The sequence below is a fragment of the Bacillus sp. KICET-1 genome (genome assembly GCF_027721405.1).
GTDB classification, from domain to species: domain Bacteria; phylum Bacillota; class Bacilli; order Bacillales; family Bacillaceae; genus Bacillus; species Bacillus velezensis.
Window position 1 is genome coordinate 1,593,946 of record NZ_CP113515.1, and the last position, 19,005, is coordinate 1,612,950.

Sequence of the window (19,005 nt, forward strand, 5' to 3'; positions counted from 1 at the left end):
TTTTTCTGTTTCCATGTTTCTTTGAGAAAGGCAAAAATAAAAACGGCTGCCCGTTTGAGAGATCAGCCGCTTATGCGGAAAAGAGTTTATCAGGAAGGATCAATCCATTGTGAAGACCACTTGGAAATTTCCTCTAAAATAGGGGCTAATGCGCAGCCTTTTTCCGTTAATGAATACTCAATGCGGACAGGCGTTTCGGGGATAACATCCCGTTTGATGACACCTTCTGTTTCAAGTTCTTTCAGACGTTCTGACAAGACTCTTCCGCTTAAATTCGGAAGCGCCGCTTCAATTTCGCTAAATCGCTGCTGTCCGTTCAATAACTGAAAGACGATTAGAGCCACCCAGCGTTTACTTAGGATGTCGACCGCTTTTTCGAATCTGGGGCACATTTCTGATTGGTTCATGCTTTTTCACCTCGTCTTCTGCTATTATACCGCAAAATCGGAGGGAACGTATGTCTGGCGCTCGTTAAGTTGGGAGGGAATCAAAAAGAGGATGAGGAATCCGGGGAGCGCTTTTTCGCTTCAGCCGCGATAAAATCAAAGTATTTGCTGACGCTTTCAATATCTTCTTTTGTGAAGTGCTGCCACTTTTTGCTGTCAAACAGCGGCAGATGCTCCGCGCCTCTGTCAACGGCGGTCTGATAGATGGCGCAGATGGATTGATAGCTTTCGGATGTTTCGCGGATTTCCTCCTGAAATGCCTTGATGTGTCCGGCCCGCGCCATTAACTCCTCGTACGGAATTTTTAATGTGTCCGCCAATTTTCTGATGGTCGCGGGTTTAGGAATGCCGCGGTGCCCGTTTTCAATTCTGGAAATGGTCGCCGAGCTGACACCGGAATAGACGGCAAGCTGATTGACGGTAAGCTTCCGGGCGCGGCGCAGCTCTCTTAATTGCTTTCCGAATGTGTTCAATAAGATCGCCTCACATGTGCAAAGTCATGAGTCTTCGTTTGTTCTTTTTTTGGCTTCCGCCGATAAGAACGCAAAGTATTTATCAAGCAGAACCAAGTCTTCTTTCGACAGGTGCCGCCAGTTCTCCCGCTCCAATAGGGATAAATCATGCAGCTCATACGTTTCGGCTTTTTCCAGCAAGGTGCAGCCCGTGTCGTACGGGGCTCTCGTTTCCTGGACGGTCTCTATGTATCCCGCCGTCTGCATCAGTTCCTCATACGGGATTTTTAACGCATCTGCGAGCTTTTTAATGGTTGCAGGTTTCGGCACCCCGCGTTTGCCGTTTTCAATCCGCGAGATTCCCGCGGCGCTGACGCCTGAATACGTTGCCAGCTGGTTCACTGTCAGATGCCTTTTTTCCCGCAATGTCCGCAATTGTTTCCCGAAGCTTTCCACAGTCTCTCCCCCTCCCGCGGTCTATTTATATTCTAGTATGTTTATTGACTAAAGGGAATAGCCAGGCTGGAAAAGTATTGACAAAAGTTAACAAAAGCCGTATCTTATGTATAAGAAAGAAAGTATTTGACAGAACGGAAGGTGAAGAAAGTGGTCGAAAAGATACAGATCAGAAGAGATTATGTGCTGCAGTATATGGTCAATAATGACTACTCGTTAAACCAGCTCGCCCTGGAGATCGGAATATCTCCCGCCACACTGAGCCGTGTACTGAATGGAGAGCGGAGGCCGGGACAGCTGGTCATCGGAAAAATGCTCTATTACTTTGACATGAAATTTGAAGATCTTTTTTACTACGACTTTGTTGACAAAAGTCAATGATGATGGAAGATTCAAACGCATTTCCGTTTTTCTGACATGATGTATACCGATACGGCGTGACATGCCTTTGCTTTTCATGTAAAATAGAAGCAATGTAGGCCAGTCAGTCTGGAGGTGTATGGAATGCACACATTATTGATTACCTTATTGGTTATCGTCAGTATTGCACTTATTATTGTCGTATTGCTTCAAACCAGCAAAAGCGCCGGTTTATCGGGTGCAATTTCAGGCGGGGCGGAGCAGCTTTTCGGAAAACAGAAAGCAAGGGGCCTTGATCTGATTCTTCACCGCACAACCGTTGTGCTGGCAGTCTTGTTTTTCGTGTTGACGATTTCGCTGGCGTATATCGTATAAGGCAATGTTTGTATAAGGTCTGATTTAATATCAGGCCTTTTTCTTGTTGAGAGACGGCGTTTGTTTCTCGCAAAACTGTGGAAAACTAAATTGAATGTGCAAAAAAGGGGTTATGAGCATGAAAATTGTGACACCAAAACCATTTACATTTAAAGGCGGAGACAAAGCGGTGCTTCTGCTGCACGGATTTACGGGAAATACGGCAGACGTCAGAATGCTCGGCCGCTACTTGAATGAGCGCGGCTACACTTGTCACGCGCCTCAATATAAAGGGCACGGCGTTCCGCCGGAAGAGCTGGTACATACGGGGCCTGAAGATTGGTGGAAAGACGTCATGGACGGTTATGAATATTTACGGTCTGAAGGCTATGAAAACATTGCGGCCTGCGGACTGTCGCTGGGCGGGGTTTTTTCATTGAAATTGGGTTACACTGTACCCATAAAGGGAATTGTTCCTATGTGTGCGCCGATGCACATTAAAAGTGAAGAGGTTATGTACGAAGGAGTTCTTTCCTACGCGCGCAATTATAAAAAATTCGAAGGAAAACAGCCGGAGCAGATTGAAAAGGAAATGAAGGAGTTTGAAAAAACACCGATGAATACGCTCAAATCGCTTCAAGAGCTGATTGCCGATGTGCGCAAAAACGTCGACATGATCTATTCCCCGACATTTGTGGTTCAGGCACGGCATGACCATATGATCAATACAGAAAGTGCGAACATCATTTACAACGAGGTGGAAACGGACGACAAACAGCTGAAATGGTATGAAGAATCAGGCCATGTCATCACGCTTGATAAAGAACGGGACCTCGTTCATCAGGATGTGTACGAATTTTTAGAGAAACTCGATTGGTAACAAACAGGAGGTCGAATAATGGAAAAAGAAGCGTTTATGGACCGTCTTCTCGCGTTTATGAAGGAAGAGGCGTACAAGCCCCTTACCGTTCAGGAACTCGAGGAGATGCTGAACATCACGGAAGCAGATGAATTTAAAGAGCTGGTAAAAGCGCTGGTGGCGCTCGAGGAGACGGGACAGATCGTCCGCACCAGAAGCAACCGCTACGGGCTTCCGGAAAAAATGAATTTAGTAAAAGGAAAAATTTCCGCGCATGCGAAGGGATTCGCGTTTCTATTGCCGGAGGATACCTCTTTAAGCGATGTGTTTATTCCGCCGAATGAGCTGAATACGGCCATGAACGGCGATATCGTCATGGTGCGGCTCAATTCCCAGTCAAGCGGATCGAGACAGGAAGGCACGGTCATCCGCATCCTGGAAAGAAGCATCGACCGCGTCGTGGGCACATACACAGAAACGAAAAGCTTCGGCTTTGTCATCCCGGATGATAAGAAAATCACGAGTGATATTTTTATTCCGAAACATGCCAATAACGGCGCTGCGGAAGGCCATAAAGTCGTCGTCAAACTGACAAGCTACCCTGAAGGCAGAATGAACGCCGAAGGAGAAATCGTTGAAATACTCGGCCATAAAAATGATCCGGGCATCGATATTTTATCAATTATCCATAAGCACGGCCTGCCGGGGGACTTTCCGGCTGAAGCGATGGAGCAGGCAACAAGCACGCCGGATACCATCGATGAAAAAGACATCAAAAACCGCCGTGATCTCCGCGATCAGGTCATTGTCACCATTGACGGCGCGGATGCGAAGGATCTGGATGACGCCGTCACCGTGACAAAGCTTGATAACAGCAGCTACAAGCTCGGCGTCCATATTGCCGACGTCAGCCATTACGTCACGGAGAATTCCCCGATTGATAAAGAAGCGCTGGAAAGAGGGACAAGCGTATACTTGGTTGACCGGGTCATTCCGATGATTCCTCACAGACTGTCTAACGGAATCTGTTCTTTAAATCCGAAGGTCGACCGGCTGACGCTTTCCTGCGAAATGACAATCAACCAGCAGGGACAGGTAACGGAGCACGAGATCTTCCAAAGCGTCATCAAAACGACGGAAAGAATGACCTATTCAGATGTCAACCGGATCCTCACAGAAGACGACGCCGAGCTGAAAGAAAGATATGAGCCGCTCGTCCCGATGTTTAAAGACATGGAACGTCTGGCGGAAATTCTCCGGGCGAAACGGATGGACCGCGGCGCCGTGGATTTTGATTTCAAAGAGGCGAAGGTGCTCGTCGATAAGGAAGGCGCCGTAAAAGACGTCGTCATCAGAGAGCGCTCAGTAGCGGAAAAGCTGATCGAAGAATTCATGCTTGTCGCAAACGAAACGGTGGCCGAGCACTTCCATTGGATGAACGTGCCGTTTATTTACCGGATTCACGAAGAGCCGAACGCCGAAAAACTGCAAAAGTTCCTGGAGTTCGTCACGACATTCGGTTATATCGTCAAAGGGAAAGCCGGAGACATTCATCCGCGCGCGCTGCAAAGCATTCTTGATGAAGTACGGGACCGTCCGGAAGAAACGGTGATTTCAACGGTCATGCTCCGTTCCATGAAGCAGGCGAAATACGACCCGCAAAGCCTGGGCCATTTCGGGCTGGCGACTGAGTTTTATACACACTTCACATCGCCGATCCGCCGTTATCCTGACTTAATCGTTCACAGGCTGATCAGAACGTATTTGATCAACGGACAATCGGACGAAGCGACTCAAGAAAAGTGGGCCGAACGCCTTCCGGAAATCGCTGATCATACGTCAACGATGGAACGTCGCGCCGTTGACGCCGAGCGGGAAACGGACGATCTGAAAAAAGCGGAATATATGCTTGATAAAATCGGCGAGGAATTTGACGGCATGATCAGTTCCGTCACGAATTTCGGAATGTTCGTCGAGCTGCCGAATACGATTGAAGGGCTTGTGCACGTCAGCTTTATGACGGATGATTATTACCGTTTTGACGAGCAGCATTTCGCCATGATCGGTGAACGCACGGGCAACGTTTACCGCATCGGAGACGAAATCACGGTCAAAGTCGTCGACGTCAATAAAGATGAGAGAAACATCGACTTTGAAATTGTCGGCATGAAAGGCACCCGCCGTCCGAGAGAAACAACAGGCGACCGCAGAAAACGAGGCAGACCGGCGCGGAAACGCGTGTTAAACAGCAATACCCCGGCTTCACCGCCGAAATCGGAGGAAAAAGGGGAATGGTTTACAAAACCGAAGAAGAAAAAGAAAAAACGCGGTTTCCAAAACGCGCCGAAACAAAAACGCAAAAAGAAGAAGTAAATGCGAAAAGCAAATGGGGCAAAATGCTCTGTTTGCTTTCTTTCGCAAGCCGCATTTTCATTGTCGCGGAACGCTCCATTTGCTAAAATAAAGCGTATCGCACACATGAACGGTTTTTGCGGAGAGAGGAGGATAAGGCATGCCAAAAGGATCAGGCAAAGTATTATCGCAAAACAAAAAAGCAAACCATGATTACTTTATAGAAGAAACCTATGAAACAGGCATCGTGCTGCAGGGAACGGAGATTAAGTCCATCCGCGCCGGCCGCGTAAACATGAAGGATTCCTTTGCGAAAATCGAACGCGGCGAAGTGTTCCTCCACAACATGCACATCAGCCCGTACGAGCAGGGAAACCGCTATAACCATGACCCGCTCCGGACGAGAAAGCTTTTGATGCACCGGAAAGAAATCAATAAGCTGATCGGCCTGACGAAAGAGAAAGGCTATTCCCTCGTGCCGCTGAAGCTGTATTTGAAAAACGGCTTTGCCAAAGTGTTAATCGGCCTCGGAAAAGGGAAGAAAACATACGATAAACGCGAAGATTTAAAACGAAAAGACGCCAAAAGAGAAATCGAAAGAGCGTTCAGAGACAGACAAAAAGGCTTCTGATGCATGAGCCTTGATGTGATGATATGCCCTGTGCTATACTGTTCACACATCAGATTCACAGGCTGTTTATTGAAGACATTCCCAATTGAATTTGCCTGTGATCATGGTATAATAACAGTACAGCCAGTTGAGCAAGAGCTTGATAGATCTCCCGTATACCCTTAACAAGGGGACGTTACGGATTCGACAGGGATGGATCGAGCTTGAGCTGCGAGCCGAGAGGCGATCTCGTTAACACGCACCTAAATATAACTGGCAAAACTAAAAGTTTTAACCAAAACTTAGCACTAGCTGCCTAATAAACGCAGCGAGCTCTTCCTGACATTGCCTATGTGTCCGTGAAGAGCACATCCAAGTAGGCTACGCTTGCGTTCCCGTCTGAGAACGTAAGAAGAGACTGACAGACTAGCTCTCGGAAGGCCCGCCCGCAGGCACGAAGACGAGTGAAACACGAAATATGCAGGCTACGCTCGTAGACGCTTAAGTAATCGATGTTTCTGGACGTGGGTTCGACTCCCACCGTCTCCATACATAACAGAGGAACCGCAGTGCCGTCACATGACGCACTGCGGTTTTTTCATGCCGAAATCAAGGAGTGAAAGTGAATGGAAATCGTCATCATAGACGGAAAAGATGTTACAAGCACAGAAGCTTTACACCGAATCTTAAAAGATCAATTAGATTTCCCGGACTTTTATGGTGAAAATCTGAATGCCTTATGGGATTGTCTGACAGGCTGGATAGAATATCCGCTGACATTGGTGTGGAAGAATTTTGAGGCCAGTCAAAAGGCATTGGGTTCGGATGCTGATGATGTATTAAGGATATTAAAAAAGGCTCAGGCAGAATTAGATGGTGAATTTTTCATTCAAATCGATCAGCCGTCAGCCGGGACAACGGACAGGCACTAAAAAGTGCGTACTTCCTCTCATCTATTTTTCTATCCGATAATAGGGACGGACTTCTTTATTCTAATGATGGGTTAATCTATAAAACAACAGACCATTATAAAACATTTCATAAAATAAAATAGTGGAAGGTGTTATTGATGTTAAAAGTCATCATAGACGGAAAAGATGTTACAAGCACAGAAGCATTACACCGAATCTTAAAAGATCAATTAGATTTCCCGGACTATTATGGTGAAAATCTGAATGCCTTATGGGATTGTCTGACAGGCTGGATCGAACTTCCGCTGACTTTGGTGTGGAAGAACTTTGAGGCCAGTCAAAAGGCATTGGGTTCGGATGCGGAAGATGTCTTGGAGCTGCTTCAAGAGGCTCAGGAAGAGTTAGGGAATCGATTTGTCATTCAAATCGATCAGCCGTCAGCCGGGACAACGGACAGGCACTAAAAAGTGCGTACTTCCCTCATCTATTTTTCTATCCGATAATAGGGACGGAAGGTTTCAGGCTTTCGATTTCTGTCCATATATAAGAAGAGACTTGCGATAGGGAGGAATGGATGATGGATTTGCAGTTGAAAGGGAAGACGGCGCTTGTGACGGGATCTACGTCAGGCATCGGGAAGGCGATTGCGGCTTCGCTGATTGCAGAAGGTGCGGCCGTGATCATTAACGGCCGCCGTGAAGAAAAGGTGAACGAAACGATCCGGGAACTAGAGAAACAGACGCCGGATGCCCGTCTCTATCCGGCCGCATTTGATTTAGGCACGGCGGAAGGGTGCGGCGCGATTTTTCAGCAGTATCCGGATGTGGATATTCTCGTCAACAATTTAGGAATCTTTGAACCTGCGGAATACTTTGATATTCCTGACGAAGAGTGGCTCCGGTTTTTCGAGGTGAATATCATGAGCGGCGTGAGGCTGACACGCCGGTATGCAAAGCGGATGATTGAACGGAAGGAAGGGCGGGTGATTTTTATCGCGAGTGAAGCGGCCGTCATGCCTTCTCAGGAAATGGCCCATTACAGCGCTACGAAAACGACGCAGCTGTCGCTGTCACGCAGTCTGGCCGAGCTCACGGAAGGGACGAATGTGACGGTGAATACGGTCATGCCCGGCTCCACGAAAACAGAGGGCGTCGAAACAATGCTTGAGTCGCTTTATCCCGGTGAAAACCTGACAGTGGCTGAAGCGGAGAGACGATTTATGAAGGAAAATCGTCCGACGTCGATCATTCAGCGATTGATCCGTCCGGAAGAAATCGCCCACTTTGTCGCCTTTTTAAGCAGCCCGCTGTCGTCTGCCATTAACGGATCTGCATTGCGGATCGACGGCGGCTTGGTGCGGAGCATTATATAAGATGAACGTAAAAAAACCCCCGTAAAGCGGGGGTTTTTTTAATGCGGATCACGCTGAAACCGGCCGATGATCCTGCTGATTAAATCTTTTGTGGCGCAGTCAAAATGCTCTTCTTTTTGGTTTGTCAACAGCCCGACCGGCGGTGAAATTGTTAAGTTATTGATCGGAATGACCTTCGTGCCCTCGATCGGTTCTGAGTGCGCCGTCGCCGTAAAGATTGAGACGCCGATATTTTCCCTGACATAGTATTGATGAGCCATGCTGCTGGTCAGCTCCATTTTTCGATAGCGGCTCCCGATGGCACGCTGCAGGTGCTGTTCAATTTGAATCCGGATCGGGCAATTGGCGGGCGTGAAAATCAGGCATTCATTTTCTAAATCCTCGAGATTGACGCTTGCTTTGTCGGCAAGGGGATGTCTGTCTGACACGATGACATTGAGCGAGTCATGGAAAAACGGATCGAAATAATTTTCCAGAATCAGCTCCGGCTCGCCGCATACGGCAAAATCAATGGCGCCCTCCAGCAGTTTGCGGCTGCATGTATTGGCATCATCCACGCTGACATTGACCGACATGTCAGGATAATCATGTAAGAAACCCCGCAGTACGGCAGGGAAGATCAGGCTTGCCGTCGGTTCGGATATGCCGATCTGAATAAGGCCGGCCTGGCCCTGTCTGATGTCGGCCAAAGTATGGTCAAGCACCTCGTATTGCGCGAGAAGCTGCCCGGCCCGCTCATGAAACAGCCGCCCCGCCCTTGTCAGTTTCAGCTTCTTTCCCCGTTCAAACAGCTGCGCGCCTACATCCTGTTCCAGCTGTTTAATCCGCATTGAAATCGTCGGCTGTGAGTAGTTCAGAATTTCGGCGGCCTTATAAAAGCTGCCTGACTGTACGATGGTATGAAACGTTTTAATGGTGCGTAATTCCAACGAAATCCCCTCCCGGCTGTTCATTAATTTTCTTGAACCTTTCCTTTACTTTTTTTGATTAGTCAAATAAATCAGTTTGTTTTATAGTATAAACAATCAAAGCTTAGTAAACAAATTGGAATTATATATTTTTGCGGGGAGAGTGACCGGAATGAGTGAAGACATATTTCGATTGGCTGAGAAAAAGGATGCGCCGGAGTTTTTAGAGCTGCTGTACAGCGCGTTTCAGCCGATCCGCAATTTGGAGATTGACTGGCCGTCGGCGCGGGCCGACATCGATATGGTAACAGAAAATATTGAAAATCATTCAGCCGTCGTGCTCGAACGGGACGGACGGCTTCTTTCAACAATTACGATCCGTTTTCCGTGGGAGAGTGACACGCCTCCGTCAAAATATCCGTTTGTCTGGTGGTTTGCGACGCTTCCTGAGCTGAAGGGGCAGGGCATCGGCAGCAAACTTTTGACTTATGTAGAGGAACACGTGCTGCGGGATACGCTGAAGGCCCCGGCCATCACGCTCGGCACTTCGGCGCGCAAGCATCCCTGGCTTGTAGATATGTACAGACGGAGGGGGTATGAAGTGTATTTTGAGCAGGAGAAAGACGGAGACATCGGAGTCATGATGAGAAAGGTGCTCATACCGGAGCGGTTTGACGCGTCGCTGTTAGGCACACCGAGCTGGGCGCAATGATAAAAAAACGGATCAGAGCCGGCTGTCTGCTTCTGCTGCTCGGCGTGCTGGCCGGGTGCGGGCAAGGAGAAAGCACAAAAGCGGGGAGCGGCGCGCAGACCGTCATTGTCGGCACGGGAACTGATTTTCCGAACATTGCTTTTATGGATGAAAAAGGCGAGCTGACCGGCTATGACATTGAAGTGATGAAAGCCATTGATAAACAGCTGCCGCAATACAAATTTGTCTTTAAGACGATGGATTTTTCGAATCTGCTCACAAGTCTCGGAAACCGGAAAATTGACGTGATCGCGCACAATATGGCGAAAAATAAGGAACGGGAGAAACGCTTTTTGTATCACAAGATCCCGTATAACTACTCGCCGATGTACATCACGGTGAAGGCGGATAATGACGCGATACACACGCTCCGGGATTTAAAAGGGAAAACCGTCATCGTCGGCGCGACGTCAAACGCGGCGGACTATATGACGGCATACAACAAAACCCACGGCAGCCCGATACATTTGAAATACGCCGGGCAGGGCGGCAATGATACAGCAAACCAAATTGAGACGGGACGCGCTGACGCCACCGTATCCACGCCGTTTGCCGTCGATTTTCAAAATAAGACGCACGCGTTCAAACAAAAAACGGTCGGTGATGTGCTGCTGGATACCGAGGTGTATTTTATGTTCAATAAAAACAGCCAAACCCTGGCGGACGATACGGATCGGGCGATTCAAAAGCTTGAGAAGGACGGCACATTGAAAAGGCTGAGTGAAAAATGGCTCGGCGCGGATTATTCAAAATCAAGTTTCACGAAATAATTGAAGCAGAAAACGGGGCGATCACATGAAAATAAGATTGGCGGTCATGTCATTAACAATTGCCGCAACGGCGGCGTTATCAGCCTGCGGCGCGGGCGGGGAGGCGGCATCAGGCAATCAGAAAAACGTGAACAACATCACGGTCGGCACGGGAACTCAATTTCCGAATATTTGCTTTATTGATGATAAGGGCAAATTGACGGGCTACGACGTTGAGCTGGTGAAAGAGCTTGACAGGCGCCTGCCGGACTATCGTTTCACTTTTAAAACGATGGATTTCTCCAACCTGCTTGTCAGCCTCGGCCAGCATAAAGTCGATATCGTAGCCCATCAAATGGAGAAAAGCGCCGAACGGGAGAAAAAATTTCTGTTCAATCAAGTCGCGTATAACAACTTCCCGCTGAAAATCACGGTGCTTCAAGAAAACGGGAACATTCACGGCATTGATGACTTGAAAGGGAAGCGGGTCATTACGAGTCCGACGTCAAACGGCGCGCTTGTGCTGAAGAAATGGAATGAAGAACACGACAGTCCGTTTGAAATCGCTTATGCCGGCCAAGGCTCCAACGATGCGGCCAATCAGCTGAAATCCGGCCGCGCCGATGCGACGATTTCAACGCCGTTTGCCGTCGATTTCCAAAACAAAACGAGCGCGATCAAAGAAAAAACAGTCGGCGGGGTGCTGTCAAATGCCAAAGTGTTCTTTATGTTTAACAAAAATGAACAAACGCTGAGCGATGACATTGATAAAGCCCTGCAGGAAATCATTGATGACGGCACGCTTAAAAAGCTGAGTGAAAAGTGGCTCGGCGCGGATTATTCAAAGGAGCAATATTAAGTGAAAAAGAGAGGGATCGGCAATGGAAAAAGCGTTTGATATCAGTATGATCGCGTCCTTTGTGCCGACATTGCTCGGGTATTTGCCCGTCACGCTGTATATATTGGCGGTGTCTTTGCTGTTCGGCTTTCTATTGGGGCTGCTTTTGGCGCTGCCCCGCATCTATCGCATTCCCGTCTTGAATCAGTTTGCGAAGCTGTATATCTCTTTTTTCAGAGGAACGCCTATCATGGTGCAGCTGTTCATTGTATTTTACGGCATTCCGGCGCTCACGGCGCTCGCCGGGATTGATACCTCCAAAATGGACCCTTTGTATGCGGCCATCGCCACGTATGCGCTGAGCAGCGCGGCAAGAGCGGCGGAAATCATCAGGGGAGGTGTGAACAGCGTCGACCGCGGGCAGGCGGAGGCGGCGTTCAGCATCGGGCTGAACGGGGGGCAGACATTCCGGCGCATCATTCTGCCGCAGGCGCTTGTGCAGGCCTTTCCCAACATCGGAAATATGGTGATCGGTTTCTTAAAAGATACATCACTCGCTTTTTCGATCGGGGTGATGGATATGTCGGGCAGAGGACAGACCTTGATTACATCGAGCAATCATTCTTTAGAAGTGTATATCTCGCTTTCTGTTCTGTATTATGCGGCCGCCCTTTTATTTGAACGTGTCTTCAGATGGGCCGAAAAACGAATCAAGAAAGATGAGACGCGCCTTGTGACGGTTTTTGACATGAGCGCGCACGGCTGAAAAGGAGGGAGAACAGTGGAGCTGGACATTCCGTTTATCGGCACTGCGATAAAACAAATGATGAAAACCGTTCCGCTTACATTGGCGATGACGGTCATTCCGATTATTGCCGGATTTTTCATAGCTCTCGGCAATATCACGGTGCGTATATTCCGCATCAAATGGCTGCTGGCCTGCTCATCGTTTTACGTGTCTTTTTTCCGCAGCACCCCGGCGATTCTCCATATTATGCTGATTTATTTAGGGGTTCCGCTGATTGCCGATCAATTCAGCCGCGCGTTTCATCTCGGCTGGTCGGCCAATCAGATTCCGGTCGCCGTGTTTGTCATCATGGCACTGTCATTAACGGCAGGCGCTTATATGACGGAAATTCTCCGATCCGGGATCATGGCCGTCGATACGGGGCAGGCGGAGGCGGCATATTCAATCGGCCTGACGCGGGGACAGATGATTCGGCGCGTGGTTCTGCCGCAGGCGTTCGTGATATCGCTGCCGAACTTCACCAATATAGGCATCGGCTTTTTGCATACCACTTCCATCGCGGCAATTGTTGCAGTGCCTGAAATTACAGGAACGGCGACGATTGCGGCATCCGATAACTATGCGTTTCTGGAAGCATTTATCGGGGCGGCCGTGATTTATTGGGGATTAACGCTGATTCTCGAAGCTGTAAACAGTCTGGCGGAAAAAAGAGCGGCCAGATATCAAGGAGGCGCATTATGATCGAAATCCGAAACATTCAGAAACATTTTGGCAGTCATCACGTGCTAAAGGGGATCAATTTAAGTGTCCGGAAAGGAGAAGTCGTGACCATCATCGGCCCGAGCGGTTCCGGGAAAACCACTTTTCTGCGCTGCCTTAATTTACTTGAGCGGCCGGATGAGGGCGCCATTTCGCTGCACGGTGAAGTCATTAACTGCAAAAAGCCTGCCAAAAAAGACATTCTCAGACTGAGGAAACAGACGGCGATGGTTTTTCAGCAATATCATTTGTTTTCGCATAAAACGGCGATTCAAAATGTCATGGAAGGCCTGACGGTCGCAAGGAAAATGAAAAAAACAGATGCGTACGCCATTGCCGAGCGGGAACTGGCCAAGGTGGGGCTTCAGGATAAATTGCACGCCTATCCGAATCAGCTATCGGGAGGACAGAAGCAGCGGGTCGGAATTGCCCGGGCGCTTGCCATTCATCCTGATGTGATGCTGTTTGACGAACCGACCGCAGCCCTTGATCCGGAGCTTGTCGGCGAGGTGCTCGATGTGATGCTTAACATTGTGCGGACCGGCGCCACCATGATCATTGTCACACATGAAATGGAATTCGCCAGAAGAGTGTCCGACCAAATTGTGTTTATGGATGAAGGAGCAATCGTGGAACAAGGAACGCCTGAGGAAGTCTTTTACAAGACGAAAAAAGAAAGAACGAAGAAGTTCCTCCGCCGCGTGCTGCCTGATTACGGTTATGACATAAAAGAGCGCATAAAGGAGCCTGTCGTATGATTCGTTTAAGCATTTTAGACCAAAGTGTCACCGCGGAAAACCAAACCGCAGAAGAAGCCTTGCGGCAAACGGTGAAATTGGCTCAGGAGGCCGAACAATACGGATATGACCGTTTCTGGGCGGCGGAGCATCATAACAATGAAGAGATAGCAGGATCAGCTCCGGAAATTGTTCTGGGGTATCTTGCCGCAAGCACGAAAAAAATCCGTCTCGCATCCGGCGGGGTGATGCTGCAGCATTACAGTCCTTATAAAGTGGCGGAGCAGTTCCGGGTTCTGTCCGCCCTTGCTCCCGGCCGTGTGGCGCTCGGTGTCGGCAAAGCGCCCGGCGGATTTCAGCTGTCAACCGATGCGCTGCAGCGGGAGCTTATTCAGCCCGCCCGTTTATTTGAAGAAAAGCTTGAGGAGCTGACTCATTTCATCCGAAATGATTTTCCGGACTCGCACCGCTACGCGTCATTGCGGCCGGCGCCGCATACTGAGTATGCGCCTGACATCTTTTTGCTCGGCGGCAGCACGGAAAGCGCGATATCCGCGGCCAAACTCGGCATTTCCTTCGTTTTCGCCTATTTCATAAACGGTGAAGAGGCTGCGTTAGAAAAAGCGCGCCACGCCTTTGACGAGCATCTGCCGAAAGGGTCGAAGGCGGAATTTCACCTTGCGCCGATGGTATTTACCGCGCATACAAAAGCAGAAGCGGAAAAACACATGGTATCGCGTGAGTCGGTCAAAATCATTCTCGAAGACGGCAAAAAGATGAATGTCGGTTCCCGGGAACAAGCGGCAGCGTTTCTTGAACAAGTCACGCAGCCATATAAGCTGATTACACAAAAGACGGGTGTGATTGCCGGGACAAAAGAAGAGACCGCCGCCGAGCTGCGACGATTATCCGTTCAATACAGCATTACTGATTTTGTGATTTTGTCGCCTATCAAAAACGCTGAGGAAAAACGATTGTCTTACCGGCTGTTAAGCGAAGCGGTGCAGCCGGCCCCACAATTATAGGAGGGATGAACATGAGTCATGAAGTAAACGTAGTGGTCTGGAGCAAACAGGGCTGCTCCTATTGCGATGAAGTGAAAGGATATTTGCGGGAAAAAGCCGTTGCATACGAAACAATTGATGTGACAGAGCGGGATGAATTACGTGACGTGCTGCAGGCGAAGTACGGCATCCGTCATGTCCCCGTCGTTGAAATCGGCAGCGGTGACAGTCGTGTGTATCAGGCCGTTACTCAAGTCGGCATTGAACATGTAGAACGGGCGCTTGCCGATTACGAGGGGAAAAAGGGGGAGAGAAAATGAACCGGACGGATCTTATTCAATTCGGAGCCATGATTCACGGTGTCGGCGGCACAACGGACGGCTGGCGTCATCCCGACGCCGATCCGACAGCAAGCACGAATGCGGCGTTTTACAGGCAAAAAGCGCAGACTGCTGAAAGAGGGCTGTTCAGCTTTGCTTTTATTGCGGACGGCTTGTTCATTTCTGAAAAGTCCATCCCGCACTTCTTAAATCGGTTTGAGCCGATCACTATTTTATCGGCGCTTACCGCATCTACAACCCATCTTGGTTTAATCGGCACATTTTCCACATCGTTCACTGAGCCGTTCACCATCGCAAGACAGCTGATGTCTCTTGACCATATCAGCGGCGGCCGGGCGGGCTGGAATCTCGTCACCTCTCCGCAGGCGGGAGCCGCGCGCAATCACAGCAAAGAAAGCCTTCCCGACCACAGCCGGCGCTATGCCATCGCCCAGGAACATGTGGACGTGGTGCGCGGCCTGTGGAATTCCTGGGAAGAAGATGCCTTCGTCCGCAACAAAGAAACCGGGCAGTTTTTTGACCCTTACAAACTGCATCGCCTGTATCATAAAGGCGAGTATTTTCAAGTGGAGGGCCCGCTGAATATCGGCCGGTCCAAACAGGGAGAGCCGGTTGTTTTCCAAGCGGGGTCTTCAGAAACCGGACGGTCGTTTGCCGCGAGGAATGCAGATGCAGTCTTTACGCACTCCAATTCACTTGAGGAAACGAAAGCTTTTTATGATGATGTGAAGAAGCGGGCGGCAGATTACGGCCGGGACGCTTCCAAGCTGCGGATCTTTCCGGGAATCAGTCCGATTATAGCCGGCTCACAAGAAGAAGCGGAAGCGAAATACCAAGAATTCGCCGAGCTGATTCCGATAGAGAACGCTGTTAAATATGTGGCCAGATTCTTTGACGATTATGATCTGAGCCGTTTTCCGCTGGATGAGCCGTTTCCTGATTTGGGCGACGTCGGGAAAAACGCGTTTCAAAGCACGACAGACCGTATCAAAAGAGAGGCGAAAGCCCGGAATCTTACGCTGCGTCAAGTGGCGCGCGAAGCCGCGTTTCCGCGAACCCATTTTATCGGCACACCGGAACGTGTGGCATCATTAATTGAAACATGGTTTCAGCGGGAAGCGGCGGACGGATTTATTATTCATTCTGACATTCCGGGCATGCTTGAAGCCTTTGTGGATCAAGTCATACCGATCCTTCAGGAAAAGGGGCTGTACCGAAAAAGCTATCCGGCCGATACACTGCGGGGGAATCTCGGATTGGATATTCCGGCCTGCAGACCCAATCCGATTTTGAGCAGAAACTGAGGTTTCTGCTTTTTCTGCTGCTTGCCATTCCCGTCATTACAGCCTTTTCAAAAAAATATACTGATTTCGAGATATTATTGTTGCTAAATGATTTTTTTGTAACTATAATTATTACAGAACTGATCAGTATAAAAAAACATTCATATTTCATAATAAATGTGTGTGTAATCTGAAAACGAAAGGGCTGTTTATAATGGCAAAAGTACTTTATATCACTGCTCATCCTCATGATGAAAAGACATCTTACAGCATGGCGACAGGAAAAGCGTTTATCGATTCTTATAAAGAATCAAACCCGAATGATGAGGTTGTACATATCGACCTTTACAAAGAGAACATTCCTCATATCGACGCGGATGTATTCAGCGGCTGGGGAAAACTTCAATCCGGCACAGGTTTTGAAGAGCTTTCTGAAAACGAAAAAGCGAAAGTCGGCCGTCTGAACGAGCTGAGCGATCAATTCGCGTCAGCTGACAAATACGTATTCGTCACACCGCTTTGGAACTTCTCATTCCCGCCTGTTATGAAAGCGTACCTTGATTCTGTGGCTGTAGCCGGAAAATCATTCAAATATACAGAGCAAGGCCCGATCGGTCTGTTGACTGACAAAAAAGCGCTCCACATTCAGGCGCGCGGAGGCTATTACTCTGAAGGCCCGGCGGCTGACATGGAAATGGGCCACCGTTACATCGGCATCATGATGAACTTCTTCGGCGTTCCTTCTTTTGACGGTTTAATCGTTGAAGGCCATAATGCTGAACCGAATAAAGCACAGCAAATTAAAGAAGATGCGATTGCCCGCGCGAAAGAAGCCGGAAAATCATTCTGATCTTAAAAAAAACCTCCCCGCCGTCGGCAGGGAGGTTTTTTATATTAAAGGGCAATCGTCCGTTTTTGCTCGCTGCTTTTCATCGCCGCTTCAATGACACGGATGACATCGATGCCTTCTTTTGCCGTAACGGGAAGCGGTTTTCCGTTTAAGATGCTGTCCGCCAGCAGTTTGTAGTACGTAAGGTAAGAGCCGTTCTCAGAGGGGATTGTTTCTGTATGCCTTTTTTCATCCGCTGCGGTTGTCAGCTCTCCGAAGTTGTCAGGATCATCGGCGCCCCAGCTCTCGTCAACCGGCTTTTTGCCCGCTGAAAGCGCATCTTCCTGTCCATCCATTCCGTATTTGATAAAGCTTGCATTCCGTCCGTGAATCTGATAGCGCGGGCCGCTTGCCGCATTCATGGAGCCGGATTGAAGGATGACCTGAAGCTTGCCGTAATGGAGCGCGGCCAGAAAATTATCAACGGTTTCGCTGTTGTCCCGCTGCTTCATCACATGTGCGGTGACGGATTCCGGCATTCCGAAAAGCAGAAGTGTCTGGTCAATAATATGTGAACCGAGATCATACAGCGTTCCCGTGGCGGGTCCGTTCTTTTCGCGCCATTTTTCCTGTACAACCGGGTTGTATAGATCGTAGCTGACTTGATATGTATGAATGTCTTGAAGCGCCCCGTCCCGAATCAGCTTTTGTATCGTTAAAAAGTCATTGTCCCACCGCCGGTTGTGGTACACGCTCAGTAAGACGCCTTTATCTTCAGCCGTTCTTCTCAGTTCCTCCGCTTCTGCTGAAGTCGCCGTCATCGGTTTTTCCACGACGGTGTGTTTTCCCGCCAGTAGACATTTCATCGCTGATTCATAATGCATTCCGCTCGGTGTCGTGACGATGACGAGGTCAATGTCAGGATCACCGGTAATGTCTTCAATCGCGCGCACGGCTTCAGCCCCCGGCAGATCACGTTTGACCTCCTCCGTTCTGGACGTCATGACTTTTTTGATCTGATAATCATCAAGGACGTCCAAAAGCGGCGCATGAAAGACTTTACCCGACAAACCATATCCCAATATGCCAACCTGTATCGTTTTCAATGAATTTCCCCCTCTTGATATGTGATAACAATATATACCCCGCGGGTGTACTGGTAAAACTTGTGTGTTGAAAATTTTTTACACCGGATTTTCAAGTCTGTATAATGAAGATAACGAAGAAAAAAACCGAGGTGGAAAATGGACAAACATACCGAGCATCAATCGTTAAATCATAAAAGCGCCAAAGAAAAAGACCAGATCCTGAACCGGCTGAAACGGATTGAAGGCCAGGTCAGGGGCATTCAGAATATGGTGGAGAACGAACGATACTGCGTGGATATTCTCGTGCAGATCTCAGCCGTACAGGCAGCCATGCAGAAAGTCGCGTTTCATCTGCTGGAAGATCACGCCCATCACTGCGTAGCCGGCGCCATTGAGAGCGGAAACGGGGAGCAGGCGATTGCCGAGCTGCTTGACGTTGTGAAAAAAATCGCAAAATCGTAAAATAAAATGTTTTGAAATACCCTACAGGGGTATGGTAACATGAAGAAGAAAAAACAAGACGTGGAGGGAATCATCATGGAACAAAAAACACTGCAAGTCGAAGGCATGTCCTGTCAGCACTGCGTCAAAGCAGTAGAGACCGGAGTAGGAGAACTGAACGGAGTGACGGCGGTTCAGGTGAAATTGGAAGCCGGACAGGTGGATGTGACGTTTGATGAGAACAAAGTCTCCGTATTAGATATAAAAGACGCGATTGAAGATCAAGGTTATGACGTCGTATAGGATTTATCGCGCTGCGGAAACGGGCGCGGTTTTCTTTTATCATATTTATACCCC

General features: G+C 48.8%; 25 protein-coding genes and 1 other RNA gene. 21 read left to right on the forward strand and 5 right to left on the reverse strand.

Annotated elements, in window-relative coordinates:
- Nucleotides 1-89 precede the first annotated feature (89 nt).
- The 3 genes from OVA33_RS08125 to OVA33_RS08135 all read right to left on the reverse strand — a co-directional run bounded on the left by OVA33_RS08125 (nucleotide 90) and on the right by OVA33_RS08135 (nucleotide 1,354).
- Entirely contained in the window at nucleotides 90-407 is a 318-nt protein-coding gene (locus OVA33_RS08125; protein ID WP_007613812.1) for a catDE operon transcriptional regulator CatR, read from the reverse strand.
- Between the two features lie 80 nt (nucleotides 408-487).
- The gene (locus OVA33_RS08130; protein WP_003151674.1) at nucleotides 488-919 is read right to left on the reverse strand and encodes a helix-turn-helix domain-containing protein; all 432 of its coding nucleotides are present in this window, start codon (nucleotides 917-919) and stop codon (nucleotides 488-490) included.
- A 24-nt stretch (nucleotides 920-943) separates the two neighbouring features.
- Entirely contained in the window at nucleotides 944-1,354 is a 411-nt protein-coding gene (locus tag OVA33_RS08135; protein ID WP_003151677.1) for a transcriptional repressor RghR, read from the reverse strand.
- 195 nt (nucleotides 1,355-1,549) lie between these two features.
- Between OVA33_RS08135 and OVA33_RS08140 the strand changes: the two genes are divergently transcribed.
- The 9 genes from OVA33_RS08140 (at nucleotide 1,550) to OVA33_RS08180 (ending at nucleotide 8,172) form a co-directional block, all read left to right on the forward strand.
- Nucleotides 1,550-1,735, forward strand: coding sequence for a helix-turn-helix domain-containing protein (locus OVA33_RS08140; RefSeq protein WP_087920807.1), 186 nt, complete (start codon nucleotides 1,550-1,552; stop codon nucleotides 1,733-1,735).
- A 123-nt stretch (nucleotides 1,736-1,858) separates the two neighbouring features.
- Complete coding sequence (secG, locus tag OVA33_RS08145) at nucleotides 1,859-2,089, forward strand: preprotein translocase subunit SecG (protein WP_003151681.1); 231 nt, start codon at nucleotides 1,859-1,861, stop codon at nucleotides 2,087-2,089.
- 118 nt (nucleotides 2,090-2,207) lie between these two features.
- Nucleotides 2,208-2,948 carry an alpha/beta hydrolase gene (locus OVA33_RS08150; protein ID WP_007409986.1) on the forward strand — a complete coding sequence of 247 codons (741 nt, stop codon included), beginning with the start codon at nucleotides 2,208-2,210 and terminating at the stop codon, nucleotides 2,946-2,948.
- An 18-nt stretch (nucleotides 2,949-2,966) separates the two neighbouring features.
- Entirely contained in the window at nucleotides 2,967-5,300 is a 2,334-nt protein-coding gene (rnr, locus tag OVA33_RS08155) for a ribonuclease R (RefSeq protein ID WP_063636463.1), read from the forward strand.
- Nucleotides 5,301-5,439: 139 nt separating this feature from the next.
- The gene (gene smpB, locus OVA33_RS08160; protein ID WP_003151688.1) at nucleotides 5,440-5,910 is read left to right on the forward strand and encodes an SsrA-binding protein; all 471 of its coding nucleotides are present in this window, start codon (nucleotides 5,440-5,442) and stop codon (nucleotides 5,908-5,910) included.
- Nucleotides 5,911-6,078: 168 nt separating this feature from the next.
- Nucleotides 6,079-6,441: a transfer-messenger RNA gene (gene ssrA, locus OVA33_RS08165) on the forward strand.
- A gap of 74 nt (nucleotides 6,442-6,515) precedes the next feature.
- Nucleotides 6,516-6,821: a barstar family protein gene (locus tag OVA33_RS08170; RefSeq protein ID WP_104842829.1), complete on the forward strand. Its 306-nt coding sequence runs from the start codon at nucleotides 6,516-6,518 to the stop codon at nucleotides 6,819-6,821.
- Between the two features lie 137 nt (nucleotides 6,822-6,958).
- The gene (locus OVA33_RS08175) at nucleotides 6,959-7,264 is read left to right on the forward strand and encodes a barstar family protein (RefSeq protein WP_017418906.1); all 306 of its coding nucleotides are present in this window, start codon (nucleotides 6,959-6,961) and stop codon (nucleotides 7,262-7,264) included.
- Nucleotides 7,265-7,377: 113 nt separating this feature from the next.
- Entirely contained in the window at nucleotides 7,378-8,172 is a 795-nt protein-coding gene (locus OVA33_RS08180; protein WP_003151697.1) for an SDR family NAD(P)-dependent oxidoreductase, read from the forward strand.
- Between the two features lie 38 nt (nucleotides 8,173-8,210).
- On the opposite strand, the gene OVA33_RS08185 is transcribed toward OVA33_RS08180, so the two are convergent.
- A complete protein-coding gene (locus tag OVA33_RS08185) occupies nucleotides 8,211-9,101 on the reverse strand; it encodes a LysR family transcriptional regulator (RefSeq protein WP_017418907.1) in 891 nt (296 codons plus the stop codon).
- A gap of 151 nt (nucleotides 9,102-9,252) precedes the next feature.
- Here OVA33_RS08185 and OVA33_RS08190 point away from each other — a divergent pair, with 151 nt between their 5' ends.
- The 10 genes from OVA33_RS08190 to azoRB all read left to right on the forward strand — a co-directional run bounded on the left by OVA33_RS08190 (nucleotide 9,253) and on the right by azoRB (nucleotide 17,140).
- Complete coding sequence (locus OVA33_RS08190) at nucleotides 9,253-9,792, forward strand: GNAT family N-acetyltransferase (protein WP_003151702.1); 540 nt, start codon at nucleotides 9,253-9,255, stop codon at nucleotides 9,790-9,792.
- Nucleotides 9,789-10,601, forward strand: coding sequence for an amino acid ABC transporter substrate-binding protein (locus OVA33_RS08195; protein WP_128974228.1), 813 nt, complete (start codon nucleotides 9,789-9,791; stop codon nucleotides 10,599-10,601). The genes OVA33_RS08190 and OVA33_RS08195 overlap by 4 nt, the downstream gene beginning before the upstream one ends.
- Nucleotides 10,602-10,626: 25 nt before the next feature.
- A complete protein-coding gene (locus OVA33_RS08200) occupies nucleotides 10,627-11,439 on the forward strand; it encodes an amino acid ABC transporter substrate-binding protein (protein WP_017418909.1) in 813 nt (270 codons plus the stop codon).
- A 22-nt stretch (nucleotides 11,440-11,461) separates the two neighbouring features.
- Complete coding sequence (locus tag OVA33_RS08205) at nucleotides 11,462-12,184, forward strand: amino acid ABC transporter permease (protein WP_017418910.1); 723 nt, start codon at nucleotides 11,462-11,464, stop codon at nucleotides 12,182-12,184.
- 15 nt (nucleotides 12,185-12,199) lie between these two features.
- Complete coding sequence (locus OVA33_RS08210) at nucleotides 12,200-12,907, forward strand: amino acid ABC transporter permease (protein ID WP_017418911.1); 708 nt, start codon at nucleotides 12,200-12,202, stop codon at nucleotides 12,905-12,907.
- Nucleotides 12,904-13,683: an amino acid ABC transporter ATP-binding protein gene (locus tag OVA33_RS08215; protein ID WP_014418886.1), complete on the forward strand. Its 780-nt coding sequence runs from the start codon at nucleotides 12,904-12,906 to the stop codon at nucleotides 13,681-13,683. Before OVA33_RS08210 ends, OVA33_RS08215 begins: the two co-directional genes overlap by 4 nt.
- Complete coding sequence (locus tag OVA33_RS08220) at nucleotides 13,680-14,687, forward strand: LLM class flavin-dependent oxidoreductase (protein ID WP_128974227.1); 1,008 nt, start codon at nucleotides 13,680-13,682, stop codon at nucleotides 14,685-14,687. The genes OVA33_RS08215 and OVA33_RS08220 overlap by 4 nt, the downstream gene beginning before the upstream one ends.
- An 11-nt stretch (nucleotides 14,688-14,698) precedes the next feature.
- Nucleotides 14,699-14,986 (forward strand): glutaredoxin family protein, encoded by a 288-nt coding sequence (locus OVA33_RS08225; protein WP_017418913.1) that lies wholly within the window; start codon nucleotides 14,699-14,701, stop codon nucleotides 14,984-14,986.
- The gene (locus OVA33_RS08230; RefSeq protein WP_017418914.1) at nucleotides 14,983-16,311 is read left to right on the forward strand and encodes an LLM class flavin-dependent oxidoreductase; all 1,329 of its coding nucleotides are present in this window, start codon (nucleotides 14,983-14,985) and stop codon (nucleotides 16,309-16,311) included. The genes OVA33_RS08225 and OVA33_RS08230 overlap by 4 nt, the downstream gene beginning before the upstream one ends.
- Before the next feature lie 193 nt (nucleotides 16,312-16,504).
- On the forward strand, nucleotides 16,505-17,140 hold the full coding sequence (gene azoRB / locus OVA33_RS08235; RefSeq protein ID WP_003151719.1) for an FMN-dependent NADH-azoreductase AzoRB: 636 nt from the start codon (nucleotides 16,505-16,507) through the stop codon (nucleotides 17,138-17,140).
- 44 nt (nucleotides 17,141-17,184) lie between these two features.
- Here azoRB and OVA33_RS08240 read toward each other — a convergent pair whose 3' ends face one another.
- Complete coding sequence (locus OVA33_RS08240) at nucleotides 17,185-18,225, reverse strand: oxidoreductase (RefSeq protein WP_017418915.1); 1,041 nt, start codon at nucleotides 18,223-18,225, stop codon at nucleotides 17,185-17,187.
- A 138-nt stretch (nucleotides 18,226-18,363) separates the two neighbouring features.
- On the opposite strand from OVA33_RS08240, the gene csoR reads away from it, so the two are divergent.
- Nucleotides 18,364-18,669 (forward strand): copper-sensing transcriptional repressor CsoR, encoded by a 306-nt coding sequence (gene csoR / locus OVA33_RS08245; RefSeq protein WP_013353610.1) that lies wholly within the window; start codon nucleotides 18,364-18,366, stop codon nucleotides 18,667-18,669.
- Nucleotides 18,670-18,744: 75 nt separating this feature from the next.
- A complete protein-coding gene (copZ, locus tag OVA33_RS08250) occupies nucleotides 18,745-18,951 on the forward strand; it encodes a copper chaperone CopZ (RefSeq protein WP_026092300.1) in 207 nt (68 codons plus the stop codon).
- The last annotated feature ends 54 nt before the right edge of the window (nucleotides 18,952-19,005 follow it).

Bases quoted from the DNA above. Each gene is read 5' to 3' on its own strand.
- OVA33_RS08200 (WP_017418909.1), top strand. From the start codon at position 10,627: ATGAAAATAAGATTGGCGGTCATGTCATTAACAATTGCCGCAACGGCG.
- secG (WP_003151681.1), top strand. From the start codon at position 1,859: ATGCACACATTATTGATTACCTTATTGGTTATCGTCAGTATTGCACTT.
- OVA33_RS08170 (WP_104842829.1), top strand. From the start codon at position 6,516: ATGGAAATCGTCATCATAGACGGAAAAGATGTTACAAGCACAGAAGCT.
- azoRB (WP_003151719.1), top strand. From the start codon at position 16,505: ATGGCAAAAGTACTTTATATCACTGCTCATCCTCATGATGAAAAGACA.
- copZ (WP_026092300.1), top strand. From the start codon at position 18,745: ATGGAACAAAAAACACTGCAAGTCGAAGGCATGTCCTGTCAGCACTGC.
- OVA33_RS08215 (WP_014418886.1), top strand. From the start codon at position 12,904: ATGATCGAAATCCGAAACATTCAGAAACATTTTGGCAGTCATCACGTG.
- csoR (WP_013353610.1), top strand. From the start codon at position 18,364: ATGGACAAACATACCGAGCATCAATCGTTAAATCATAAAAGCGCCAAA.
- rnr (WP_063636463.1), top strand. From the start codon at position 2,967: ATGGAAAAAGAAGCGTTTATGGACCGTCTTCTCGCGTTTATGAAGGAA.
- OVA33_RS08225 (WP_017418913.1), top strand. From the start codon at position 14,699: ATGAGTCATGAAGTAAACGTAGTGGTCTGGAGCAAACAGGGCTGCTCC.
- OVA33_RS08195 (WP_128974228.1), top strand. From the start codon at position 9,789: ATGATAAAAAAACGGATCAGAGCCGGCTGTCTGCTTCTGCTGCTCGGC.
- OVA33_RS08150 (WP_007409986.1), top strand. From the start codon at position 2,208: ATGAAAATTGTGACACCAAAACCATTTACATTTAAAGGCGGAGACAAA.
- OVA33_RS08230 (WP_017418914.1), top strand. From the start codon at position 14,983: ATGAACCGGACGGATCTTATTCAATTCGGAGCCATGATTCACGGTGTC.
- OVA33_RS08125 (WP_007613812.1), bottom strand. From the start codon at position 407: ATGAACCAATCAGAAATGTGCCCCAGATTCGAAAAAGCGGTCGACATC.
- smpB (WP_003151688.1), top strand. From the start codon at position 5,440: ATGCCAAAAGGATCAGGCAAAGTATTATCGCAAAACAAAAAAGCAAAC.
- OVA33_RS08220 (WP_128974227.1), top strand. From the start codon at position 13,680: ATGATTCGTTTAAGCATTTTAGACCAAAGTGTCACCGCGGAAAACCAA.
- OVA33_RS08205 (WP_017418910.1), top strand. From the start codon at position 11,462: ATGGAAAAAGCGTTTGATATCAGTATGATCGCGTCCTTTGTGCCGACA.
- OVA33_RS08190 (WP_003151702.1), top strand. From the start codon at position 9,253: ATGAGTGAAGACATATTTCGATTGGCTGAGAAAAAGGATGCGCCGGAG.
- OVA33_RS08140 (WP_087920807.1), top strand. From the start codon at position 1,550: ATGGTCAATAATGACTACTCGTTAAACCAGCTCGCCCTGGAGATCGGA.
- OVA33_RS08175 (WP_017418906.1), top strand. From the start codon at position 6,959: ATGTTAAAAGTCATCATAGACGGAAAAGATGTTACAAGCACAGAAGCA.
- OVA33_RS08180 (WP_003151697.1), top strand. From the start codon at position 7,378: ATGGATTTGCAGTTGAAAGGGAAGACGGCGCTTGTGACGGGATCTACG.